Source organism: Corynebacterium callunae DSM 20147, assembly GCF_000344785.1.
GTDB classification, from domain to species: Bacteria; Actinomycetota; Actinomycetes; order Mycobacteriales; family Mycobacteriaceae; genus Corynebacterium; species Corynebacterium callunae.
In genome coordinates, this window is sequence record NC_020506.1 from 1,408,607 (window position 1) to 1,428,755 (window position 20,149).

Below are 20,149 nucleotides of genomic sequence, written 5' to 3' on the forward strand. Positions count from 1 at the left end.
CCCATGACTTCACATGGGACAGCCCCGGGTACACATGAGTTCACTGTTACGGAAACTGAACTCCTTTTGGAATCGCCCATTTTAAGTGTGCGGCGAGATACTCTCATCATGCCGGGCGGCACCACCGCCCGGCGAGAGATCATCGAGCACTTCGGGGCTGTGGCAGTGGTGGCCTTTGATGGTGAAAAAATCGCCATGGTTCACCAATACCGCCATAGTGTGTCAGATCGTCTGTGGGAGCTTCCTGCAGGCTTGTTGGATATTGCTGATGAGGATGCACTAATCGGCGCCCAGCGCGAGCTGATGGCAGAAGCTGGGCTCAAAGCCAATAAATGGTCAGTACTTACCGACCTCATTACTTCACCAGGTTTCTGCGATGAAACCATTCGAGTCTATTTGGCTCAAGATCTGGAAAGCATTCCACGCCCTGAGGTTACGGGTGATGAAGAAGCCGATATGGTTTTCCAGTGGGTGCCTTTGGAAGAAGCTGTTGCTATGGTTTTTGATGGCAGGCTTGCAAACTCTGTAGCAATTGGTGGCGTCCTGGCTGCCGATGCAGTTATTGCAGGACGCGCGGCAGCGCGGCCCACTGATGTACCTTTCCCTTATCGCCCAACCGCACTGGCGGAGCGTCGCAAAGCACGGGGTATTGTCCCCGACATGAAAAAGCTGTGAGTGTCGCAGCAACCGTCAAAACCTGGCTCACGCATCTGGCTGTGGAGCGCGGGCTTTCGGATAATACGCTGAAGAGTTATCGGCGGGATTGCGCGCGATATGCGGAATGGCTGGAGCGCGCTGGCATCGAAGAATTAGGCGATGTCACTACCTCCCATGTGGAAAATTACGTCATGGATCTGAGGCGTGGAGTGGATGGGCGCCAACCACTTTCAGCTTCTTCGGCAGGCCGGGCGTTGATTGTAGCACGTGGTTTACACAAATTTGCACTCGCTGAAGGCCTAGTTAAGTTTGACGTCGCGGCGGAAGTTTCGCCTCCGGCAACTGGTCGCCATCTACCCGATACTTTGAGCATTGAGGAAGTGGGTGCCTTGATTGACGCGATTCCTACCTCAGATATTGCTACTCCAGTAGATATCAGGGATAGAGCCTTGATTGAGGTACTTTATGGCACTGGTGCGCGTATCTCTGAGGCCGTGGGTTTAGTGGTTGATGATGTTGCCGATAGGCCCGAGGTTTTAAGAATCCTGGGCAAGGGTTCCAAGCAGCGCATTGTACCTTTTGGGTCAATGGCTAAGAAGGCGGTGGAGGACTACCTCACACGTGCGCGGCCTGCATTGTCCAAGGGTAAAAGCCATGCGCTTTTTCTCAACCAACGCGGTGGAGAGCTCTCGAGGCAGTCAGCGTGGGCGGTGTTGAAGAAAGCCGTGCAAAGGGCAGGGCTAGATAAGGATATTTCCCCGCACACCCTGCGTCATAGTTTTGCCACGCACCTTTTAGAGGGCGGGGCAGATGTGCGTGTGGTGCAAGAGCTCTTAGGGCATTCCTCGGTGACAACTACGCAGATTTACACTCATGTCAGCGCCGAAAATTTGCGTCAGGTTTGGCGCGAATCTCACCCCCGGGCATAAACTCCGGGAGTCAACTCCGGGCGAGAACCTTGCGATTACACCTGCACAGATATCGCCCAATTTTATGGATATCTTGTGTATCTTTTTTAGCCCTTCAAAAAGTCAAGCCTCTGAACTTCATTTAGGGAAAAATCACCGTGTTTTCGCAGGTTTTTCATCCTTGCAACGCAGAGTAGCTGGGCAGTAGCCGGACAGTGTTCGGCGTGTGAGGCGACGGTATGTCCAAATGGTCTATATCCTGAATGTATTGTGGTCTTAGATAGTTAATGACATCGTGATAATTCTTTTATCGCGCAGTGATCGTCTGAGCTGGTCTCAGGGCCGGTCTTAGACAGCTAAAGATAGTCACGGTACGTCACAAAGCGTCATTTAAACCCGGTGGTGAAAGACTTGTTCATCACCAAAGATGGCCATTGAGAGCAATTCGAGTCAAGGAAGAGAGTTTGACTGTGAGTGATGCGGGGAAGCAGAACACTTCTAAAGTGGAGGTCGGGCTCACCGGCCGACCCCTGCGTGAATTGCCGGACCCCCAGCCTTTGGAAAAGCATGGTCCAGCAACAATTATCGCCATGGCAAACCAAAAAGGTGGCGTGGGTAAAACCACCTCCACCATTAACCTCGGTGCATGCCTCGCAGAGGCAGGGCGTAAAGTCCTGCTCGTTGACTTGGATCCTCAAGGTGCTTTAACTGCGGGCCTAGGTATTCGTTATGACGATGTTGATGTCACCGTCTATGACCTCATGGTGGACAATAACTCCACCATCGATCAGGCTATTCACCACACCACGGTCCCAGACCTAGATGTAGTGCCAGCAAATATTGATCTCTCCGCCGCTGAAATCCAGTTGGTTAATGAGGTTGGTCGTGAACAAACTCTCGCTCGTGCCTTGCGTCCTGTGATGAAGGAATATGACTTCATCATCCTGGACTGTCAGCCATCCCTTGGATTGCTGACGGTCAATGCGCTCGCATGCGCCCATGGCGTAATTATCCCAATGGAGTGTGAGTATTTCTCATTGCGCGGCTTGGCTTTGCTCACCGATACCGTGGAGAAGGTTGCAGATCGCCTCAACTTCGATCTGGAGATCTTGGGCATCTTGGTCACCATGTTTGATCGTCGCACTTCCCATGCGCGTGAAGTGATGTCGCGAGTGGTGGAAGTTTTTGATGAGAAGGTTTTTGATACCGTCATCACTCGCACGGTGCGTTTCCCTGAAACCTCTGTCGCCGGCGAGCCTATTATCACGTGGGCTCCGACTTCCCAGGGCGCTGAGCAATACCGCGCGCTGGCACGCGAAGTCATTCACCGCGCTACCCACTAAATTGCTTGTCGACGCCACCCTCGTGGCAGGCCTTCAGGCATGTCACTGGGGTGACAGCAGCGGGGTGGGTTAAGGTTTTTAAAGAATTCTTATGACTACAGTCGCTGAAAAACATCAGGAGCTCTCCGCAGGAGAACCAGGGGTTGGCCCCATTGGGCCGGAACCTCTTGTTTCTCCAACCCCGGAAACAAATGAAGACGCCGCGGGGTTCAAGGTTCAGCTAGATAATTTTGAAGGTCCTTTTGACCTCCTATTGCAGCTGATTTCAAAAAAGAAACTTGATGTCACTGAAGTTGCCTTAGCTCAAGTAACCGATGAGTTTATTTCTTATACGCGCGCACTTGGTGAAACTAGTGATCTTGATGAAGTCACAGAGTTCTTGGTGGTGGCAGCAACCTTATTGGATCTTAAAACTGCCCGCTTATTGCCACGTGGTGAAGTAGATGATGAAGAAGATTTAGAACTGCTTGAGATTCGCGATCTGCTCTTTGCCCGCCTTTTGCAATATCGCGCTTATAAGCAGGTTGCCGATCTTTTTGGGCAATGGCAGCGAGAGGCCCGCAGGCGATATCCGCGTGCAGTGTCTTTGGAAGCACAATTTGTGGATCTTTTGCCACCTGTTTCCTTAGGCCATTCTCCCCAGAGTTTTGGTGAACTTGCCGCAGCGGTGTTTAAACCACAACCCCCAGAAGGTGTACGCACCGACCACATTCACCAAGTTGCAGTATCGGTGCCGGAACAAGCAGGAAAAATCCTAAGCACCCTCAAACTTGCTGGTATTGACCATTTTCTTACCTTCCAATTGCTCACTCGTGATTGCACCGTGTCCATGGAAATCGTGGGAAGATTCTTGGCACTTCTAGAACTTTATAAAGCTCGCGCCATTGAGACTGTGCAAGACGAGCCTCTGGGCGAGCTTAAAGTGGCGTGGACAGGAAAAGAAGTTGATCCAGCGGTAGTGGCTGCCAGCGATTGGCAATAATCCACCACCGGTGCAGCTGCTAGGGACGATTCTTTAATAACTCCAAAACCTCGTCGCTTAGTGGCCTGTCAGCATAAATCCGCACATTGGGCTCATTGGGATCGTTCTCAGTACCAATGCGACGGCCTTCCCAAACAGGGGAGAGACCAAGCTTTTCCAGAATGTGATAAGACGCAGGGTGGTTGGTTGTCACGCGGGCAGTAAGTGGCAGGGAATCGTCGATACGCTTGGTGGCAGTTGTGGCGGCATTTGAGATCTCGGTGGCATAACCATTGCCCCAAAGATCTGGGCGAAGGCGGTACTTCAGATCCCATACCTTGCCATCTACTAGCTCTACGCCACCAACGCCTACAAATTCCGCCGGACGCTCGCGCAGATATACACCCCAAGGTCCAAGATCTTTTTGATTCCAACTATCGTTGGTCCGCTTGATGATCTCGCGGGTTTCGCGGAGGTCTTTGTGCCGAGCTTGGGGGCGGTGCTCCCAAAGGCGGGTATCAGAGTAAATCTGGTGTGCTTCATCAACGTGCTCCACATTTAGCGGAACCAGGATGAGCCTGTCGGTGCGTGTAATCGTAGCCATGGAGAAATGTTAGAACATCACTAACGGCTAATGTGACCGCTCTCACGAAATTGTTTAGTTTGTGTCCTTTTTCAAAGAGTTTTCCCAGGATTGCATCAAAAAGAGAAGAATGCAGAGCTTTCCGCATTAACCCCGCGTAGGGGTGATTTAGTAGCTTAAAAACCAGGGTAGAGGTTGAGCAATTCTGTGGTTGTGTGAATTAAATCGGGCTATATTCACCCAAATTAAGTGTTTTTAGTGATCTTAAGCACTATGATGGCTGGTTATGACTTCTGTATATTCATCTCCGACAGAGCATGATCATGCCCCTTTAGTGCCGTTCTACCCCGATGGTCCGGTAGTTACCGTGAGCTGGCTTGCTGAACACCTAGGCCAGGACAACCTCGTCGTGCTGTGTGCTGCAATGAATGATGCAGAACAGGCCCAAGCGGCCGGAATCCCTGGCGCCCACCTTGCTGATCTGGAAGCTGATTTTTCCGATCAATCGGCAACACTTCCTCACACCGTGCCGGGCAATCTTAAAACTGTGTTGGAAAGCTATGGCATTAGCGATGACACCACAGTGGTGGTTTATGACCGACAGGGCTTAATGGTCGCACCGCGAGTGTGGTGGCTATTGCGTGCCGCTGGCCTAACAAAGATCGGCGTTTTGGACGGAGGCTTACCGGCATGGCAAGCAGCTGGGCTAGACGTTACTGAGCTGGCAATTCCTGTAGCTAAGGGGCACATTAACGCTACGCCTCGTCCTGAACTTTTGGTCGGTGCTGATGGGGTAGAGCGTGCCATTGCGCGATCTAGTAAAGCAGTAGTGGATGCACGCAGTGCCGGACGTTTTTCCGGAGTGGAAGATGAACCTCGTCCGGGCTTGAAAAAGGGCTCAATTCCCGGCAGTGTCAATATTCCTTTTGATGAAGTTGTGGATGCAGAGGGATTGTTAAGGGCACCTGCGGATTTACGTGAACTTTTTGAACACCGCACCCACCACGCAAAATCCCTGGTGTTTAGCTGCGGCTCAGGAGTAACTGCCTGCGTTGATGCGTATGCTGCCGTTGTTGCAGGTTATGAAGACGTAGTTGTTTATGACGGATCTTGGGCAGAGTGGGGCAATCCTAAAAATCAGCGCCCGATTGCATAAACCAGCTTCCTTAATGGTCAAGCCGAGCGAGTAAACTCTCACTCCATGAATGACTTTGACCCCGCATTGATTCCAGCCATGAGTTTGATTCCTCAAACCCGATCCCGGCTGGAATCAATTTTATTGGTGGTTGATTCACCAGTTCCAGCTAGCACTTTAGCCCGAGTTTTAGGCAGTGAGACCGGGGCTATTACAGGCATTTTGCAGGAGATGGCCACTGAACTTGATGAGCGGGGAAGTGGCATTGACCTGCGGGAAACCGCAGAAGGTTGGCGTTATTACACCCGTCCGGAAAACGCCGACATCGTGGAGCAATTTCTCCTGGATGGTAACCAAACGCGATTGTCTCGTGCAGCCTTAGAAACCTTGGCTGTTGTTGCATATCGGCAGCCGGTGACGCGTTCCCAAATTTCCGCGGTCCGTGGCGTCAATGTTGATGGAGTAATGCGTACCCTGCAGCTGCGCGGGTTGGTTAAGGAAGTTGATGTTGAGGAATCAACCGGTGCTCACCGCTATGCAACCACAGAGTTATTGCTTGAATTATTAGGTATTGAATCTTTGGATAAATTGCCTGACCTGGCGCCGTTATTGCCCGAGGTTGACTCCATTGATGAAGACTTCTAAATTCCTGAACTATGTGGCCTAGATAGCTGAGTGGTGTTATAGCTGCGGGAATAGTGGTTTTGAGTGTTGTGGTGTAGGATTTCTAAGATTCAACTTCATAAGATTTCAAGATTAAGGACACTAACGTGACCCCACCCGCTCGCCGTGATGGCACACCGGAAAAGAAGCAGAGCAATCGCTCTGGCGGCTACCGGTCCAATGTTCGTGGTTATAAGCCAGGATCCACCCGCCCAGATGCCCGCCAGCAGCAGCCAAAGAAGGAAGAACTCCTTCTTTCAAATGCTAAACCTGCCAAGAAGCAAAATGTATCAAACAATGATGATTGGTCATTGGGCTTCCTCAATCGCAACGATTCCAACGGAATCCGCCTCCAAAAAGTGTTGGCCCAAGCCGGAGTAGCTTCCCGTCGCCACGCTGAAATCATGATCGACCAAGGTCGTGTTGAGGTCAACGATAAGATCGTCACCGCTCAAGGTGTCCGCGTTGATCCTGCTAAGGATGTCATCCGTGTTGATGGCGTTCGCATCAACATCAACGAGGATCTTGAATACTTCATCCTCAATAAGCCACGTGGCATGCATTCCACCATGAGTGATGATCTCGGTCGTCCTTGCGTGGGTGACCTGGTCAGTGAGAAAACTGCCTCCGGTCAGCGCCTTTTCCACGTCGGTCGTCTTGACGCCGACACTGAAGGTCTGCTTTTGCTTACCAACGATGGTGAGCTCGCCAACCGCCTCATGCACCCTAAGTACGAGGTTCGCAAAACCTACTTGGCAACTGTGCGCGGTGAAGCCGGAAGCAAGCTTACCTCTGCCTTGCGTGATGGTATTGAGCTAGAAGACGGTCCTGCAAAGGCTGACTTTGTGCAGATCATCGATACTTTCCAGGGCAAGTCCTTGATTCGCCTGGAGATCCACGAGGGCCGCAAGCACATTGTGCGTCGTATGTTTGCAGAGCTCGAGTACCCAGTTGAGCGTCTGGTCCGTACCAAGCTGCACACCGTGCAATTGGGCGATCAAAAGCCAGGCACCTTGCGTGCGCTGAACTCTGCAGAGCTCGCCAGCCTCTACAAGGTGGTGCAGCTGTGACAGCAGTGTCCAATATGCCTAATGGTGGCTTGATTGTTGCAATCGATGGTCCCTCCGGCACTGGAAAATCCACTACTGCACGCGCTTTAGCCACCCGCCTCGAGGCAAAATACCTCGATACGGGTGCGATGTACCGAGTTGCCACCTTGCATGTGCTCAACAAGGGCATCGATCCAACTGATGCTGAAGCTGTAATTGCGGCTACGGCAACATTGCCTTTGACTATCTCCGATGATCCAGCCTCCACCGAGGTTCTTCTTGGTGGTCAGGACGTACAAAAGGAAATTCGTGGACCAGAGGTGACCGCACAGGTCTCGGCCGTTTCCGCGATCCCTGAAGTCCGTGAAAACCTGGTTGCCTTGCAACGCGCTTTGGCTTCCAAAGCGCAACGCTGCGTGGTTGAAGGCCGTGATATCGGAACCGCAGTGCTTGTCGACGCGCCCATCAAGGCGTATCTCACCGCCTCAGCGGAAGTACGCGCCCGCCGGCGCTTTGATCAAGATACCGCTGCTGGTCGCAGCGTTAATTTTGACGAAGTGCTCGCTGATGTACAGCGTCGTGATGAACTTGATTCCACTCGTGCTGCTTCTCCGCTGAAACCAGCAGAAGATGCACACATTGTAGATACTTCCACTATGACTATGGATGAGGTCCTCGATCTCCTTGTCCAGTTGACTGAAGCCTCCGCCGAAAGGAGCAAACAGTGACCGATAAAAATAATATGCCAGGTGAAGAGGACGAGACCGTCTTCGTTTACCACACCCACAAAGGTGAAATGGATGTTGTGGGAGCTTTTGCCGATGAGGAAGAACTTGCGCCTCATGGCGGTTGGGCCTCAGCTGACTTTGACCCCAGCGAATTTGGTCTAGATGATGATGACTTCGCTGAAGACGATGATGCAGACTTCGATCCCGAAGATTTTGATGATTCCGATTTTGCAGAACCTGACTTTGGCGAAGGTTATGGCGAAGAAGACTGGGAGCAGATTGAAACTGCTTTTGGCATCAAGAGCCCTCACCTTGAAGAATCCTTGTGCACAGTCGCTATTGTTGGTCGTCCAAACGTGGGTAAGTCCACGCTGGTAAACCGCTTTATTGGACGTCGTGAAGCAGTGGTGGAGGACTTCCCGGGTGTTACCCGTGACCGAATCTCCTATATTTCTGACTGGGGCGGCCAGCGCTTCTGGGTGCAGGACACCGGTGGCTGGGATCCTAACGTTAAGGGCATTCACGCCTCCATCGCTTATCAGGCAGAAGTGGCTATGCAAACCGCAGACGTTATCGTCTTTGTGGTTGATACCAAGGTCGGCATTACTGAGACTGACTCTGTGATGGCAGATAAACTGCTGCGCTCTGAGGTTCCAGTTATTTTGGTTGCCAATAAGTTCGACTCTGATAGCCAGTGGGCTGATATGGCTGAGTTTTATGCACTTGGCCTGGGCGATCCTTACCCAGTGTCTGCTCAGCACGGTCGTGGTGGCGCGGATGTCTTGGACAAAATTTTGTCCCTGTTCCCAGCCGAGCCGCGCTCGAAGTCGATCGTTGAAGGCCCACGCCGAGTAGCGCTCGTCGGCAAGCCCAATGTTGGTAAGTCTTCATTGCTTAATAAGTTCGCCGGCGAAACCCGCTCCGTTGTTGACAACGTTGCTGGTACCACCGTTGATCCAGTTGACTCCCTGATTCAATTGGATGATCACCTGTGGAAGTTTGTGGATACCGCAGGCCTTCGAAAGAAGGTTAAGACCGCCACCGGCCACGAGTACTACGCATCCTTGCGTACCCACGGTGCTATTGATTCAGCAGAACTCTGTGTGCTTTTGATTGACTCCTCGCAGCCAATCACCGAGCAGGATCAGCGTGTGCTGGCCATGATCACCGATGCTGGTAAGGCTTTGGTTATTGCCTTCAACAAGTGGGACCTCATGGATGAGGATCGTCGTATTGATCTTGATCGTGAGCTTGACCTGCAGTTAGCACACGTTCCTTGGGCAAAGCGGATTAATATCTCCGCTAAGACAGGTCGTGCTTTGCAGCGCCTTGAGCCTGCAATGTTGGAAGCTTTGGCAAGCTGGGATCGCCGCATCTCCACTGGCCAGCTCAACACTTGGCTGCGTGAAGCAATTGCTGCAAACCCACCTCCAATGCGTGGTGGTCGCTTGCCTCGTGTGCTTTTTGCCACGCAGGCATCCACCCAGCCTCCTGTTGTAGTGCTCTTTACCACCGGATTCTTGGAAGCTGGCTACCGCCGTTACCTCGAGCGTAAATTCCGTGAGCGCTTTGGATTTGAAGGCACTCCAGTACGTATTGCAGTACGTGTTCGTGAGCGTCGTGGCAAGGGCGGCAAGCGCAAATAAGCGTCGCCAAATGCGCTAAAAGGCCGGTGAACTTGAATATTCTTCAAGTTCACCGGCCTTTTAGTCTTTAAAAACTTTAAAGGCTTAGGACTGCAGCAAAATATAAAGATCAGTTCTTAAAGTTGCAGGATCGATATCCGGGGTGGGTTCGGTGACATAAACCTCCCACAAAGGAAAAGCAGGAGTCTGTCCGGATTGCTCGATGGCCTCCATAAAACCTTGCCAGGCCTGGGGTAATCCGTCATAGGCGCCGATATGGGAAATTCGGGCGACTTTACCGGCAGGAATTGTGGAAGGCATAACGGTAACGTGCTGCTCGCTTACTTCCTCCGCTAAAACATGATCAACAGAAATTCCTACCTCAAAGGTGACAGTATCGGTGGGCATGCGGTGATGAAGAGCAAAGCCTGGGACTTGGGGGCTGATTCCGCGCTGCGCCAAAGTGGGGATCAACGCGTGGAAAGTTTGATCAAAGGCTACATCCATCTCAGACATGGGGTAGTCGGTGAAGAATACAACTGCGGTGGGTACTTACGGGACCTCAAGGATTTCAAGGTCTGTGGCAGGGGCAGAATTTAGGTATAGGTCTTTGGAAGCCATTAGATTTATCCAATCACAATCAACTACCGCGAATATTTGGTTTTTCTTAACTTTAATTCGCTACCATACCGAAAAGTCACTTCTTTCGAGTGAGTACAAAAGCATCACAGCGGTAGGGAAGTGCTACCTCTTCAGCTTCGCTAAAAGCCAGATGTTCATAGAGATACCAGCGCAAGTTATTGTCCACGCGTTCTTGAATTTTGGGGCTAGAGCGCAACCAGTAGGAACGGGTGTGCGCCAATTGGATTATTTCTTCGGGGCTAAGGTGCTGTTCCCAGGTGGTGCGTAGGGTTGTACTGATTTCCCATGGAGCAGCAACCTCAGGGATAAAACCCGGTTTGAGTACATCTCCGGCATGCATAATTCTGCTTAAACGATGCACCCAGGGGATAGCGGTATCTAAATTGTTCCATACCAATAACACCGCTCCGCCAGGAGAAATTATGCGATCAAATTCGGCAGCGGCAGCCGGCACATCAACCCAATGCCAGGTCTGGGCACAGCTGACTAAATCAACGGAGTTCGGCGCTAAAGCAGTGGCCTCTGCAACTGCCTGCCAAGCCGGAATTGTGGGAAAAGAATTATGCAAAACGCGCAACATATCCATGCTGGGATCGAGCGCGAGCACGTTATGCCCAGCAGTGTCCAGCAACCCAGTGAGTTTTCCGGTGCCAGCTCCGACATCTGCAATCCTGGAATATCCGGCAGCCAATTCAACAACGTCAGTTGGATAACCAGGGCGCGCGTCATTATAAGTGGTACTGCCATGGTTGAAGGCTCGAGCCCCAATTTCTCGGTGCTGCTCACCATTAAATATGGGGGCATTCTTTTTAGAGACCGGAGGAATTGGTGGATGCAGGGAATAAGAGGATTCTGTCATGACGAAGCATTATTCTAGCCCTTCTTAGCACCTCCGAATAACGATATATCGGTTGCTCAAGAACTGCGATAGAGTTCAACCTTGTGTCTATACCTTCCACCGCTCCCAGCACTGGGAGCATCATTGATTATTCCGCTTTACCGGGGCCCGGCGCGCAACCTTCAAAAATGCCTGCTCTGGATGCTAAGATGTGGACTCTTAAAGTAGCTTTGGGCCAACGCCCATGGAGTTTTATTGCTTCCATTGGCATGGCAATTTCATTTATTTGTAATGGCTTAACCCCAGTAGTGGTGGGTCGCGCTGTAGACGAGGCAATCGCTAACTCTGACTTAATGAAGTTGGGCTGGTGGATCGCCATACTGGCGGGACTTTTTGTGCTGGCTATCGCAGTGAACTGGATTGCCCGCTATATGATGGTGCGTTCCCAACAGCTGTTGAGCCATGATCTGCGCACGATGGTCACTGATCGCATTCAAGATCCACGCGGTTTGGCTGGCCGCGAGCGCACTGCTGGCGGACTGTTATCTATTGCTTCTTCGGATACTCAAAGAGTGGGCGATATTGTCATGATGACGGTATTCCCCGTAGCGGAGATCGCATCGGTGATTTATAGCGCGGGCATGATGTTTGCTATCAATCCTTGGTTGGGGTTGGCGGTTTTAGTAGGCGGACCATTATTGGTGGTTATTGCTTTGCAGGTGTCCAAGCCTTTGCAAAAGCGCTCCGGTGCACGTCAACAGGCAGTGGCCCAGGCTGCAGCTACGGCCACCGATGTGGTGCAGGGCCTGCGCATTCTTAAAGGCCTCGGCGCGATAGTCACGGTACGGGGGCGTTATGCGGAAGTCTCAAGCCTGGCTTATCACAAGACTATTTATGCCAATGCTGCCGAGGCGCGGCTAAATGGAATCACCGAGGCAGTGGGTGCCATTTTTGTGGCAGCGCTGGGGTTAGCTGCAGGTATTTTGGCCTTAAACGGTGGCATGAGCGTAGGAGATCTCATTACGGTCGTGGGCCTTACACAATTTTTGATTGTTCCCATGACCATGTTGGGCCGTAACTTGGCATCGCGTTGGGCATCGGCTGAAGCCTCCGCAAAACGCATCCGCGAGGTGCTCGGTGCAGATTTTGAGCGCAGCTCAGAGCTTGATGAAGCTAAAACCCAGGCGCTTATCGACGCACTCCCATCAGGTCTCACGGTAGTGCGCTCGGCAGGGGACCACCGCGAGCTGGTGGCACTATTGGAATCTTTGCCGCGAAATCGAGTTATTGTGGCGCCGCATGCGGCCGATCTTTTTGATGGCACAGTTAGTTACAATGTATTCCCCGATAAGGACATTGCCGCACAAGCTATTGACGTTGCCTCCTGTACAGACATTCCAGGTGGTGGGGATAAGCGGGTAGGCGAGGGTGGCCGATTACTTTCTGGTGGTCAACGCCAACGAGTAGCGCTAGCCAGGGCAATTGCCTTTGATCCCGAGGTGTTGGTTTTGCAAGATCCCACCACGGCGGTGGACTCGGTAACTGAGCAAAATATTGCCGAACAGGTTGCAGAATTTAGAGCCGGAAAGATCACCTTAGTTTTTAGCAACGCCCCAGCTTGGAGCGCAGTTGCTAACGCACACAAAGAGGCCAATGAGTTGGAGCAGGTGCTAAAAGCATGAGTTTTTCGTCGAAAAGCACGCCCTTAAAGGCGGATACCACGCTGCGGTTCCCGCTAGCCACCCTGCCCCAGGTGCGCCAGGAAGTGGCGCGGCAGTTGAAGCGGATTCGCCATGCTCGCTGGTGGTTTTTATTATCGATGCTATTGCTGAGCGCTGGCGCCTATGCCTCGGTGATGGTGCCGCAGCTGCTGGGACGAATTGTGGATGTGGTGAATCGAGGCGGTGCCGTTGCAGAACTTCTGCACATTGGTATGTGGCTGGTGCTCGTCGCAATTGTTGGTGCCTTATTAAGCGCTAGTGGTTTTTATCTGGTGGCCCGAATTTCTGAACGTGTTATTGCCAATCTCCGTGAAGATATGGTGGGAACTGCGCTGGGGTTGCCCACGCACCGGGTGGAAGATGCCGGCGCCGGTGATCTGGTAAGCCGCTCAACAGATGATATTGCGGAGCTATCTTCGGCGGTGACAGAAACCGTACCGATCCTTAGCACCTCATTGTTTACGATTCTCGCAACGACCATTGCACTGCTGAGTTTGGACTGGCAATTTTTGCTCATCCCAGTTGTGGTGACACCGGTGTATTTCCTGGCTGCGCGCCATTATTTAAGTAAAGCTCCACAACGTTATGCCGATGAGCGTGCGGCCATGGCAGAGCGTGCCCGTCGGGTACTGGAGGCTATTCGTGGCCGGGCCACAGTACGTGCTTTTTCCATGGAGCAGACCGTGCATCAAAATATTTCTAATGCCTCCTGGAGTGTGGTGGTTAAGGGTATTCGGGCACGAACTACCATGCTGATTCTTAATACGTGGATGCTGCTTGCAGAGTTTTTGATGCTCACCGGCGCTCTGGCAGTGGGTTTTCACCTGGTTTCAAGTGATGCATTGACCGTGGGTGCAGTTACCGGCGCGGTGCTCATGATTATTCGATTGCGCGGACCGATGAATATGTTTATGCGTGTTTTGGATACTGTGCAATCTGGTTATGCCTCATTGGCGCGAATCGTTGGCGTGGTGGCTGATCCGCCGCAGCCTATCCCCGATAGTGGTGCGGCAGCCCCACAAGGCCGGGTGGAATTGCGCAATGTGAGTTTCAGTTATGGTGATTCCTGGGCAGTCCATGACATCAATATCACTATCAACCCTGGTGAAACTGTTGCTATGGTCGGCGCCTCGGGCGCCGGCAAAACCACCGTGGCAGCGTTGCTTGCAGGTTTGCGCGTTCCCGACCACGGTGAGGTGCTTGTCGACGACTACCCGGTTTCTCAATTATCCGATCGCGAAAGAATCGCTCGCTTGGCGATGGTGAGCCAGGAGGTCCATGTATTTTCTGGAACCCTGCGTCAAGATATGACTTTGGCAAAACCTGAAGCTAGCGATGCTGAGTTGATTGCTGCATTGGAGCAGGTGCAAGCAGGTGAGTGGTTTGCACAGCTTCCCGCAGGATTAGACACCGTGGTGGGTGCGCGTGGCATTCAATTAGAACCAGTTATTGCCCAGCAATTAGCCCTGGCACGAGTGCTGCTGCTGGATCCAGCGATTGTGATTATGGATGAAGCTACTGCAGAGGCCGGTTCTGCAGGTGCTGGAGCCTTGGAATTGGCTGCCGATGAAGTAACCCGAGATCGTTCTGCTTTGGTGGTGGCGCATCGCTTGGACCAAGCAGCGCGTGCTGACCAAATTTTGGTGATGGATAAAGGCCAGGTTGTCGAATGTGGTACCCACGAGAATTTACTGGCAGAGGGCGGGATTTATCACCGCCTGTGGTCAGCATGGCGTAAAGGCCGGGGAGATTAGGAAGTTTTTCTTCTCCAAGCATTGACTGTTCAATGTATTGAACATTAATATTCACGCTATGGAATTATCGTCTTTTGCAGTGGCCCTTGGCCTTACCCTTTTTGCCGGGTTAGCAACCGGCATCGGTGGCCTCATTGCCATCTCACGCAAAACACCGGGAGAAAGATTTTTGGCTGGCTCCCTAGGTTTTTCCGTCGGTGTGATGCTTTATGTGTCCTTTGTTGAAATCTTCCCCAAGGCACGAGTGGAATTGATTTCCGTGTGGGGCGAACGAGGTGGCAGTTGGGCGACGGTGGGCGCTTTCTTTGGTGGCATTGCACTCATCGCGATTATTGACCGCTTAGTTCCCAGTGCCATCAACCCTCATGAGCCAGGCACAGTTGGCGGGGCAGTAGATGGTTATGAACGCCGCGCCCGCATGATGAAAATGGGAGTGTTGACCGCAATCGCCATTGCCATCCACAATTTCCCCGAAGGTTTCGCTACCTTCCTATCTGGGCTTTCCGATCCGACTGTTGCTATCCCAGTGGCCTTGGCAATCGCGATCCACAATATTCCCGAGGGAATCGCCGTCGCCGTACCTCTGCGTGAAGCCACGGGATCGCGAAAAAAGGCCCTGATGTGGTCCACCTTGTCTGGACTTGCAGAACCAGCCGGCGCACTCGTGGGCTATTTGATCCTGCTACCTTTTATGGGGCCTTCCACCTTAGGCCTGTGTTTTGCGGCAGTGGCTGGCATCATGGTCTTTATTAGCGTTGATGAACTGCTTCCCACCGCTATTTCAACCGGCAAGCACCACACTGCCATCTATGGCCTTTTAGCTGGTATGGCAGTGATGGCAATTAGCCTCTTGCTCTTTATTTAGTGGCTTGTGTGTGCTAGCGTTGTGCCGCCATGAGCATACGGTCTACTACTGAAAGCACCTCATCCACATAAGCCGGGTTGATGCCCCGTTCCCGGCGCGCTTGCAGGAGCTCTGCCTGAGCTGCATGAAGTGCCTCAATTCGCGCAAGCCTAGCCTTTTTGCGCATTTTGGAGAGATCTTCAATAGTTTCTTCTTCAGCCGCGAATTCCTGCGCAATCCAGCCCTTAATGGAAGCGATTTGTTCATCCGCCAATTCACTATGCGTCAGCAGGTGTTTGGCAGCAGCCTTCTTGGCGCGATGGGTGAGAACTTCAATGCTTTTATCACCAGCAGCATCCGGACCCTTATCCAAATTAAGCTTGCCCACTAGCCAAGGCAAGGTTAGGCCTGGTCCCACCATGGTGAGCAACAAAACCACGAGGGCAATAATTTGGAGTTCATGGTGATAAGGGAAAACATTTGCCGGAATAGAAAGCACCAAAGCTAGGGTGACTAAACCACGCATACCGGCCCATGTCATCAACAGCGCTTCCTGTAGCCGCAATGGCGCGCGCAAAACACTCTCGGCAACGCCCTTATGGGCAATGACCTTTCGGTTCTGCTTGTAGTTGAAGAACATCCAGGCTCCGCGCACCACAATGGCAACGATGGAGAGCACGATTCCCACCCATACTGCATGCCAGAGTTCGGATCCGACCTGATCAATAGCAGCGCGGACATTTAGCCCGATTAGTCCAAAGGCCACACCCGTAAAGAGAATTTCTACCGTGCCCCAAAATGCCTGGCCAGACAATCTATCCTCGGCACCAATTGCAGCGCGAGAATTCAGCTCCACCGCAGCAATCACAATGGCAATAACACCGGAACCGCCAATCTCTTCTGCTCCTGCATAAATAGCAAAGGGCAATACCCAGGTGAGTGCATTGCGCGCCCCAATAGAGCTCACGTGATCGCTAAACCACGCAGCTACTCGGCCCACAATAAGGCCCAAAATGACCGCTGCAAAACAAGACCATAAGAACTCCAGAACACCTGTCGTCCAGGAGAGTTCTTCACCTGCGACCAATGCCACGAGCGCAACGTGGAAAGTAACGATACTGGCTGCATCATTAAAAAGGCCTTCGGTCTGCAAGGTGGTGGTAATACGTTTGGGAATTCCCGCTGGCTCAGCAACTGCATCCACTGCAACAGGATCTGGTGGGGCGATAGCTGCGGCCAAAATAATAGCTCCAGCGATGCCGATTCCAGGAAGCAACAATAGTGTTACTCCAGTCAAAGCAGCGATGGTGATAAACACCAATACCACTGACATGGAAATGATGGTGGATACCTGGGACTTGATCAACGCCCAGGATGACTTGCGAGCCAGTGCCCACAACAGCGGTGGAATGAAGATGGGCAAAATAAGATCTGCCGGGATATCAATTTGTGGCAAAAACGGCAGTAGCGCACCGCCAGCAGCCACAATTGTCATAAGCGCAGGCCAGGGGAGTCCGGTGCGATCGCCAACGGCCACCACCGCAACGGTGGCCAACAGCAGACTGATGAGCATGAACAAGATCGTCATGGAAGTCTTTTCTATTGAGTTTCTCTAATGTGTTAAACCATTTTGCATCCAAGAAACTTATATTTGTGGCAACAACAACGAAGAACTCAAAATTTTTCAGAAAACTTTCAGAATTTAGGTGGGTTTAGACTAAAAACTGCACTATCTCACTCGATCAGTTTTATGGCATGGGTTTAGCCCTAAAAGAAAAGGACTTTGAAGGATTTGCCACAACTTATTCAATGGTGGACCAAGCATCAGATTCTCCTTTATCTCGGCGCTCTGCTCTTGGGTGGCCTGTTTGGTCTCGGATTTCCAGCAGCTGCACCTAGTATTGAACACCTCATTAATCCGGTCCTCATGGTGCTGCTTTATGCCACTTTTCTGGCGGTACCTCTGACCAAGTTGAGTAATGCTTGGCGCGATCTTCAATTTCTGGGCGGCTTGCTGACTTTAAACTTCCTCATTGTCCCGGTCATAGTCTTTGCCCTCTCACGCTTGGTAGCCAATGAGGAGGCACTGCTGGTGGGAGTGCTATTGGTGTTGTTAGCACCCTGCATTGACTATGTCATTGTGTTTTCTGGGGTGGCAGGAGCGGCAAACGAAAAACTCCTGGCAGCTACTCCAGTACTCATGCTTGTGCAAATGCTGCTGTTGCCGGTGTATCTGCGGCTTTTTGTTGGCCCTGAACTATTAGCAGCTATTAATTTGGCTCCCTTTGTTGAGGCGTTCCTTCTGCTTATTGTGGTGCCTTTGGCGGCTGCACTAATTACCCAGTTTTTGGCGCAGCGTGTAACTACAGCTCAGCGCCTTATGGACTTCATGGATGCTGTGATGGTGCCATTGATGATGTTGACCCTGGCAGTAGTGGTGGCCTCTCAAATTTCGGCAGTGAGCTCTGAGGTGAGAGTCCTATTAAACGTTATTCCGATTTACGTGGCCTTTTTAGTGATAATGGTACCGGTGGGAATGATCGTGTCTAAAGCCGCTGGCCAAGATGTGCCATCCACCCGCGCAATGGTGTTTTCTGGAGCAACCCGAAACTCCTTGGTGGTGTTACCGCTGGCCTTGGCGTTGCCTGAAGAACTATCGCTAGCTGCAATTGTGGTGGTAACTCAAACTCTGGTGGAACTCGTGGGCATGGTTATGTATGTCCGAATAATTCCGCAGGCCACTAAGGATAAAAAGCCAGCTTAGAGAGAATTTAATCCCTCTAAGCTGGCTTTTTGTTTAAATTTGTCGGACCGACAGGATTTGAACCTGCGACCCCTACACCCCCAGTGTAGTGCGCTACCAAACTGCGCCACGGTCCGCCGTTGCCATCAAAACCAGGGGTCAATCGGCAACGAGAATAGGTTACATCAGTGTGATCTTTAAAGAGAAATCCGCTGGTCATAACCACGATTCAGGAGCTACTCAACCTCACCCGCAGAATAAACCCACCGGCCATTTACCTTGCGGAAGGTGGAATCTTCCTCCTGAATACCAGAGGCTATTCCTTTATAAAATGCCTGGAATTTCACACGACCAAAGTCATCAAAAATTCCACCTTGGGATGTTTCGAGGACGTCCAGTCGGTAGAACTTAATGCCCAGATCTAGTTCCAAGGTTGCAGGCCTGGTGTCTGGATCCCAGGTATCCAAAAGATATTGCTGATCTCCAACGGCAAAAGCACTAAAGCGAGAGCGCATTAGGTCTTCTGCAGTGGGCGCGGTCTGTGCACCTGAGTGGAAACGGTAACAGCATTCGCCATAAGTTAGGCCAGTGCCACAGGGACAGCGTTTGTCTAGCTCAAAGCTCATTTAGCGGGCCTCATCTTCAATAATGACGCCCTTGGAAAGCAAACGCTCCAAGTCGGAAGTTCCAGCAGCAGCAAGTAGCTCGTGGTGCTCATCTGCAGAAAGCTCGCCACTCAGTGAAATTTGCCGGCGTAATCTAATCTGGCCTTCGTCTTCACCAACAACCCGAGAAATAACTACCTCAACATCATCCAAGGACTTGATACGGGCATTCTTGGCAGCCTCGCGAATGCTTTGAGAAGTAGCCGCAGCAAGCGCTGACACCAACAAAGACGTCGGGGTATAGCCCAGGTTCTTGCCACCTTGGCTCTTTTCACGGTCGGTAATAAAGGTATGACGGCCAGTTCGGACCGCATCGCCAAACTTGCTTGCCTTAATTGATTTGGCCTGGGCTACACCTTCCGGCAGCTCAAGTTCCCTTGATTCCGCATTAAGCGGATCCAAATAAGGCTCAACCCAGGTACGGATAATCTGAGCTGCTCTTTGAGCAGTGCCATCCTTGGTCAAAAGGTGGTCAGCTTTATCCAAAGCCACCAAAGACTTGGGGTATCGGGTAAGACGGAAGATGAGCTGAGCATTATCCACACCAACGGTTTGGTCGATGGGAGAGTGCAGCAACAGGAGAGGGCGACGCAATTTAGGAAGGTGTTCTTCGGGGTTGGTGTCTGCCAAATCTTCCAAGAATTCACGGGAAATAGTGACATCACGGCCCCCCAATGTGAGGGTAACCGCGCCATGCTCATCTACTTCACCAATGCGGTCTGCGAAGTGCAAGACAGCGTGTGCTGGGTCAAAAGGGGCGCCCAAGGTGGCAACGGCGCGCAAAGACTTGATGTAGGGAGCTGCTTTTAAAGATGCAGCACCACCTAAGGAGTGTCCGATAAGCAGCTGTGGAGCAGCGTAGTTTTCTTCCAACCAACGTCCTGCTGCGACAATGTCTTGCACATTGGAGCTGAAGGTGGTTTGAGAAAACTCACCTTCAGATTGGCCAAGACCTGGGAAATCAAAGCGTAAGCAGGCAATTCCGGAGTCTGCCAAGGTTTTGCTCACTCGTGCAGCTGCTGGGGTAAACCGCGAGCCGGTAAAGCAGTGAGCAAACATCGCATAAGCGATGGGATCAGTATCGGGAAGATCAAGAGTTGCCGCCATCATCAGACCTTCTGAGGAGGGCAGTTTCACACTGACAGAGTGCACCGGTGGGACCTTTCACAAAGCGTCTAGCTTATTTCTCCACCACTTTAGGCATGTTTTTAGGTTAGGTCATCATTAGATGGGTATGCCTTTGAACAACTCCCCCCTCTGTTGCAACCTGGGTCACCCAAAAGATTGAGC

At 51.8% G+C, this 20,149-nt stretch carries 19 protein-coding genes and 1 tRNA gene; 13 read left to right on the forward strand and 7 right to left on the reverse strand.

From position 1 onward, the window contains the following. Window positions 1–3 precede the first annotated feature (3 nt). The 4 genes from H924_RS06605 to H924_RS06620 all read left to right on the forward strand — a co-directional run bounded on the left by H924_RS06605 (window position 4) and on the right by H924_RS06620 (window position 3,890). Window positions 4–675 (forward strand): NUDIX domain-containing protein, encoded by a 672-nt coding sequence (locus H924_RS06605; RefSeq protein WP_029703310.1) that lies wholly within the window; start codon window positions 4–6, stop codon window positions 673–675. Continuing rightward, the gene (gene xerD / locus H924_RS06610; protein WP_015651184.1) at window positions 672–1,586 is read left to right on the forward strand and encodes a site-specific tyrosine recombinase XerD; all 915 of its coding nucleotides are present in this window, start codon (window positions 672–674) and stop codon (window positions 1,584–1,586) included. Before H924_RS06605 ends, xerD begins: the two co-directional genes overlap by 4 nt. Window positions 1,587–2,035: 449 nt before the next feature. Further along, window positions 2,036–2,908 carry a ParA family protein gene (locus H924_RS06615; protein ID WP_015651185.1) on the forward strand — a complete coding sequence of 291 codons (873 nt, stop codon included), beginning with the start codon at window positions 2,036–2,038 and terminating at the stop codon, window positions 2,906–2,908. Between the two features lie 91 nt (window positions 2,909–2,999). Further along, window positions 3,000–3,890, forward strand: coding sequence for a segregation and condensation protein A (locus H924_RS06620; RefSeq protein WP_015651186.1), 891 nt, complete (start codon window positions 3,000–3,002; stop codon window positions 3,888–3,890). 19 nt (window positions 3,891–3,909) lie between these two features. Here H924_RS06620 and H924_RS06625 read toward each other — a convergent pair whose 3' ends face one another. Next, complete coding sequence (locus H924_RS06625) at window positions 3,910–4,473, reverse strand: GNAT family N-acetyltransferase (RefSeq protein ID WP_015651187.1); 564 nt, start codon at window positions 4,471–4,473, stop codon at window positions 3,910–3,912. Between the two features lie 265 nt (window positions 4,474–4,738). Here H924_RS06625 and H924_RS06630 point away from each other — a divergent pair, with 265 nt between their 5' ends. The 5 genes from H924_RS06630 to der all read left to right on the forward strand — a co-directional run bounded on the left by H924_RS06630 (window position 4,739) and on the right by der (window position 9,673). Next, window positions 4,739–5,608 carry a sulfurtransferase gene (locus H924_RS06630; protein WP_029703312.1) on the forward strand — a complete coding sequence of 290 codons (870 nt, stop codon included), beginning with the start codon at window positions 4,739–4,741 and terminating at the stop codon, window positions 5,606–5,608. A 45-nt stretch (window positions 5,609–5,653) separates the two neighbouring features. Continuing rightward, the gene (gene scpB, locus H924_RS06635) at window positions 5,654–6,232 is read left to right on the forward strand and encodes an SMC-Scp complex subunit ScpB (RefSeq protein WP_015651189.1); all 579 of its coding nucleotides are present in this window, start codon (window positions 5,654–5,656) and stop codon (window positions 6,230–6,232) included. A gap of 125 nt (window positions 6,233–6,357) precedes the next feature. Continuing rightward, window positions 6,358–7,320, forward strand: a complete 963-nt coding sequence (locus tag H924_RS06640; RefSeq protein WP_015651190.1) for a pseudouridine synthase — start codon at window positions 6,358–6,360, stop codon at window positions 7,318–7,320. Continuing rightward, window positions 7,317–8,027 (forward strand): (d)CMP kinase, encoded by a 711-nt coding sequence (gene cmk / locus H924_RS06645; RefSeq protein WP_015651191.1) that lies wholly within the window; start codon window positions 7,317–7,319, stop codon window positions 8,025–8,027. Before H924_RS06640 ends, cmk begins: the two co-directional genes overlap by 4 nt. Next, window positions 8,024–9,673 (forward strand): ribosome biogenesis GTPase Der, encoded by a 1,650-nt coding sequence (gene der, locus H924_RS06650; RefSeq protein ID WP_015651192.1) that lies wholly within the window; start codon window positions 8,024–8,026, stop codon window positions 9,671–9,673. Before cmk ends, der begins: the two co-directional genes overlap by 4 nt. Window positions 9,674–9,757: 84 nt before the next feature. Here the strand turns inward: der and H924_RS06655 are convergent, their stop codons facing one another. Continuing rightward, a complete protein-coding gene (locus tag H924_RS06655) occupies window positions 9,758–10,168 on the reverse strand; it encodes a GyrI-like domain-containing protein (protein ID WP_015651193.1) in 411 nt (136 codons plus the stop codon). Window positions 10,169–10,349: 181 nt separating this feature from the next. Beyond that, a complete protein-coding gene (locus H924_RS06660) occupies window positions 10,350–11,153 on the reverse strand; it encodes a class I SAM-dependent methyltransferase (RefSeq protein WP_015651194.1) in 804 nt (267 codons plus the stop codon). Between the two features lie 167 nt (window positions 11,154–11,320). Here H924_RS06660 and H924_RS06665 point away from each other — a divergent pair, with 167 nt between their 5' ends. The 3 genes from H924_RS06665 to zupT are packed head-to-tail and all read left to right on the forward strand — an operon-like array spanning window position 11,321 to window position 15,472. Further along, window positions 11,321–12,814, forward strand: coding sequence for an ABC transporter transmembrane domain-containing protein (locus H924_RS06665; RefSeq protein ID WP_015651195.1), 1,494 nt, complete (start codon window positions 11,321–11,323; stop codon window positions 12,812–12,814). Beyond that, the gene (locus H924_RS06670; protein WP_015651196.1) at window positions 12,811–14,607 is read left to right on the forward strand and encodes an ABC transporter ATP-binding protein; all 1,797 of its coding nucleotides are present in this window, start codon (window positions 12,811–12,813) and stop codon (window positions 14,605–14,607) included. Before H924_RS06665 ends, H924_RS06670 begins: the two co-directional genes overlap by 4 nt. 58 nt (window positions 14,608–14,665) lie before the next feature. After that, window positions 14,666–15,472, forward strand: a complete 807-nt coding sequence (zupT, locus tag H924_RS06675; RefSeq protein ID WP_029703315.1) for a zinc transporter ZupT — start codon at window positions 14,666–14,668, stop codon at window positions 15,470–15,472. A gap of 13 nt (window positions 15,473–15,485) precedes the next feature. Here the strand turns inward: zupT and H924_RS06680 are convergent, their stop codons facing one another. Next, a complete protein-coding gene (locus H924_RS06680; RefSeq protein WP_015651198.1) occupies window positions 15,486–17,039 on the reverse strand; it encodes a cation:proton antiporter in 1,554 nt (517 codons plus the stop codon). Between the two features lie 204 nt (window positions 17,040–17,243). On the opposite strand from H924_RS06680, the gene H924_RS06685 reads away from it, so the two are divergent. After that, the gene (locus H924_RS06685; protein WP_029703316.1) at window positions 17,244–18,215 is read left to right on the forward strand and encodes an arsenic resistance protein; all 972 of its coding nucleotides are present in this window, start codon (window positions 17,244–17,246) and stop codon (window positions 18,213–18,215) included. A gap of 42 nt (window positions 18,216–18,257) precedes the next feature. Here H924_RS06685 and H924_RS06690 read toward each other — a convergent pair. The 3 genes from H924_RS06690 to H924_RS06700 all read right to left on the reverse strand — a co-directional run bounded on the left by H924_RS06690 (window position 18,258) and on the right by H924_RS06700 (window position 20,011). After that, window positions 18,258–18,331: transfer RNA gene (locus H924_RS06690), tRNA-Pro, on the reverse strand. Window positions 18,332–18,430: 99 nt separating this feature from the next. Beyond that, on the reverse strand, window positions 18,431–18,820 hold the full coding sequence (locus H924_RS06695) for a YchJ family protein (RefSeq protein WP_015651200.1): 390 nt from the start codon (window positions 18,818–18,820) through the stop codon (window positions 18,431–18,433). After that, window positions 18,821–20,011, reverse strand: coding sequence for a bifunctional alpha/beta hydrolase/OsmC family protein (locus H924_RS06700; protein ID WP_029703317.1), 1,191 nt, complete (start codon window positions 20,009–20,011; stop codon window positions 18,821–18,823). Window positions 20,012–20,149 lie beyond the last annotated feature (138 nt).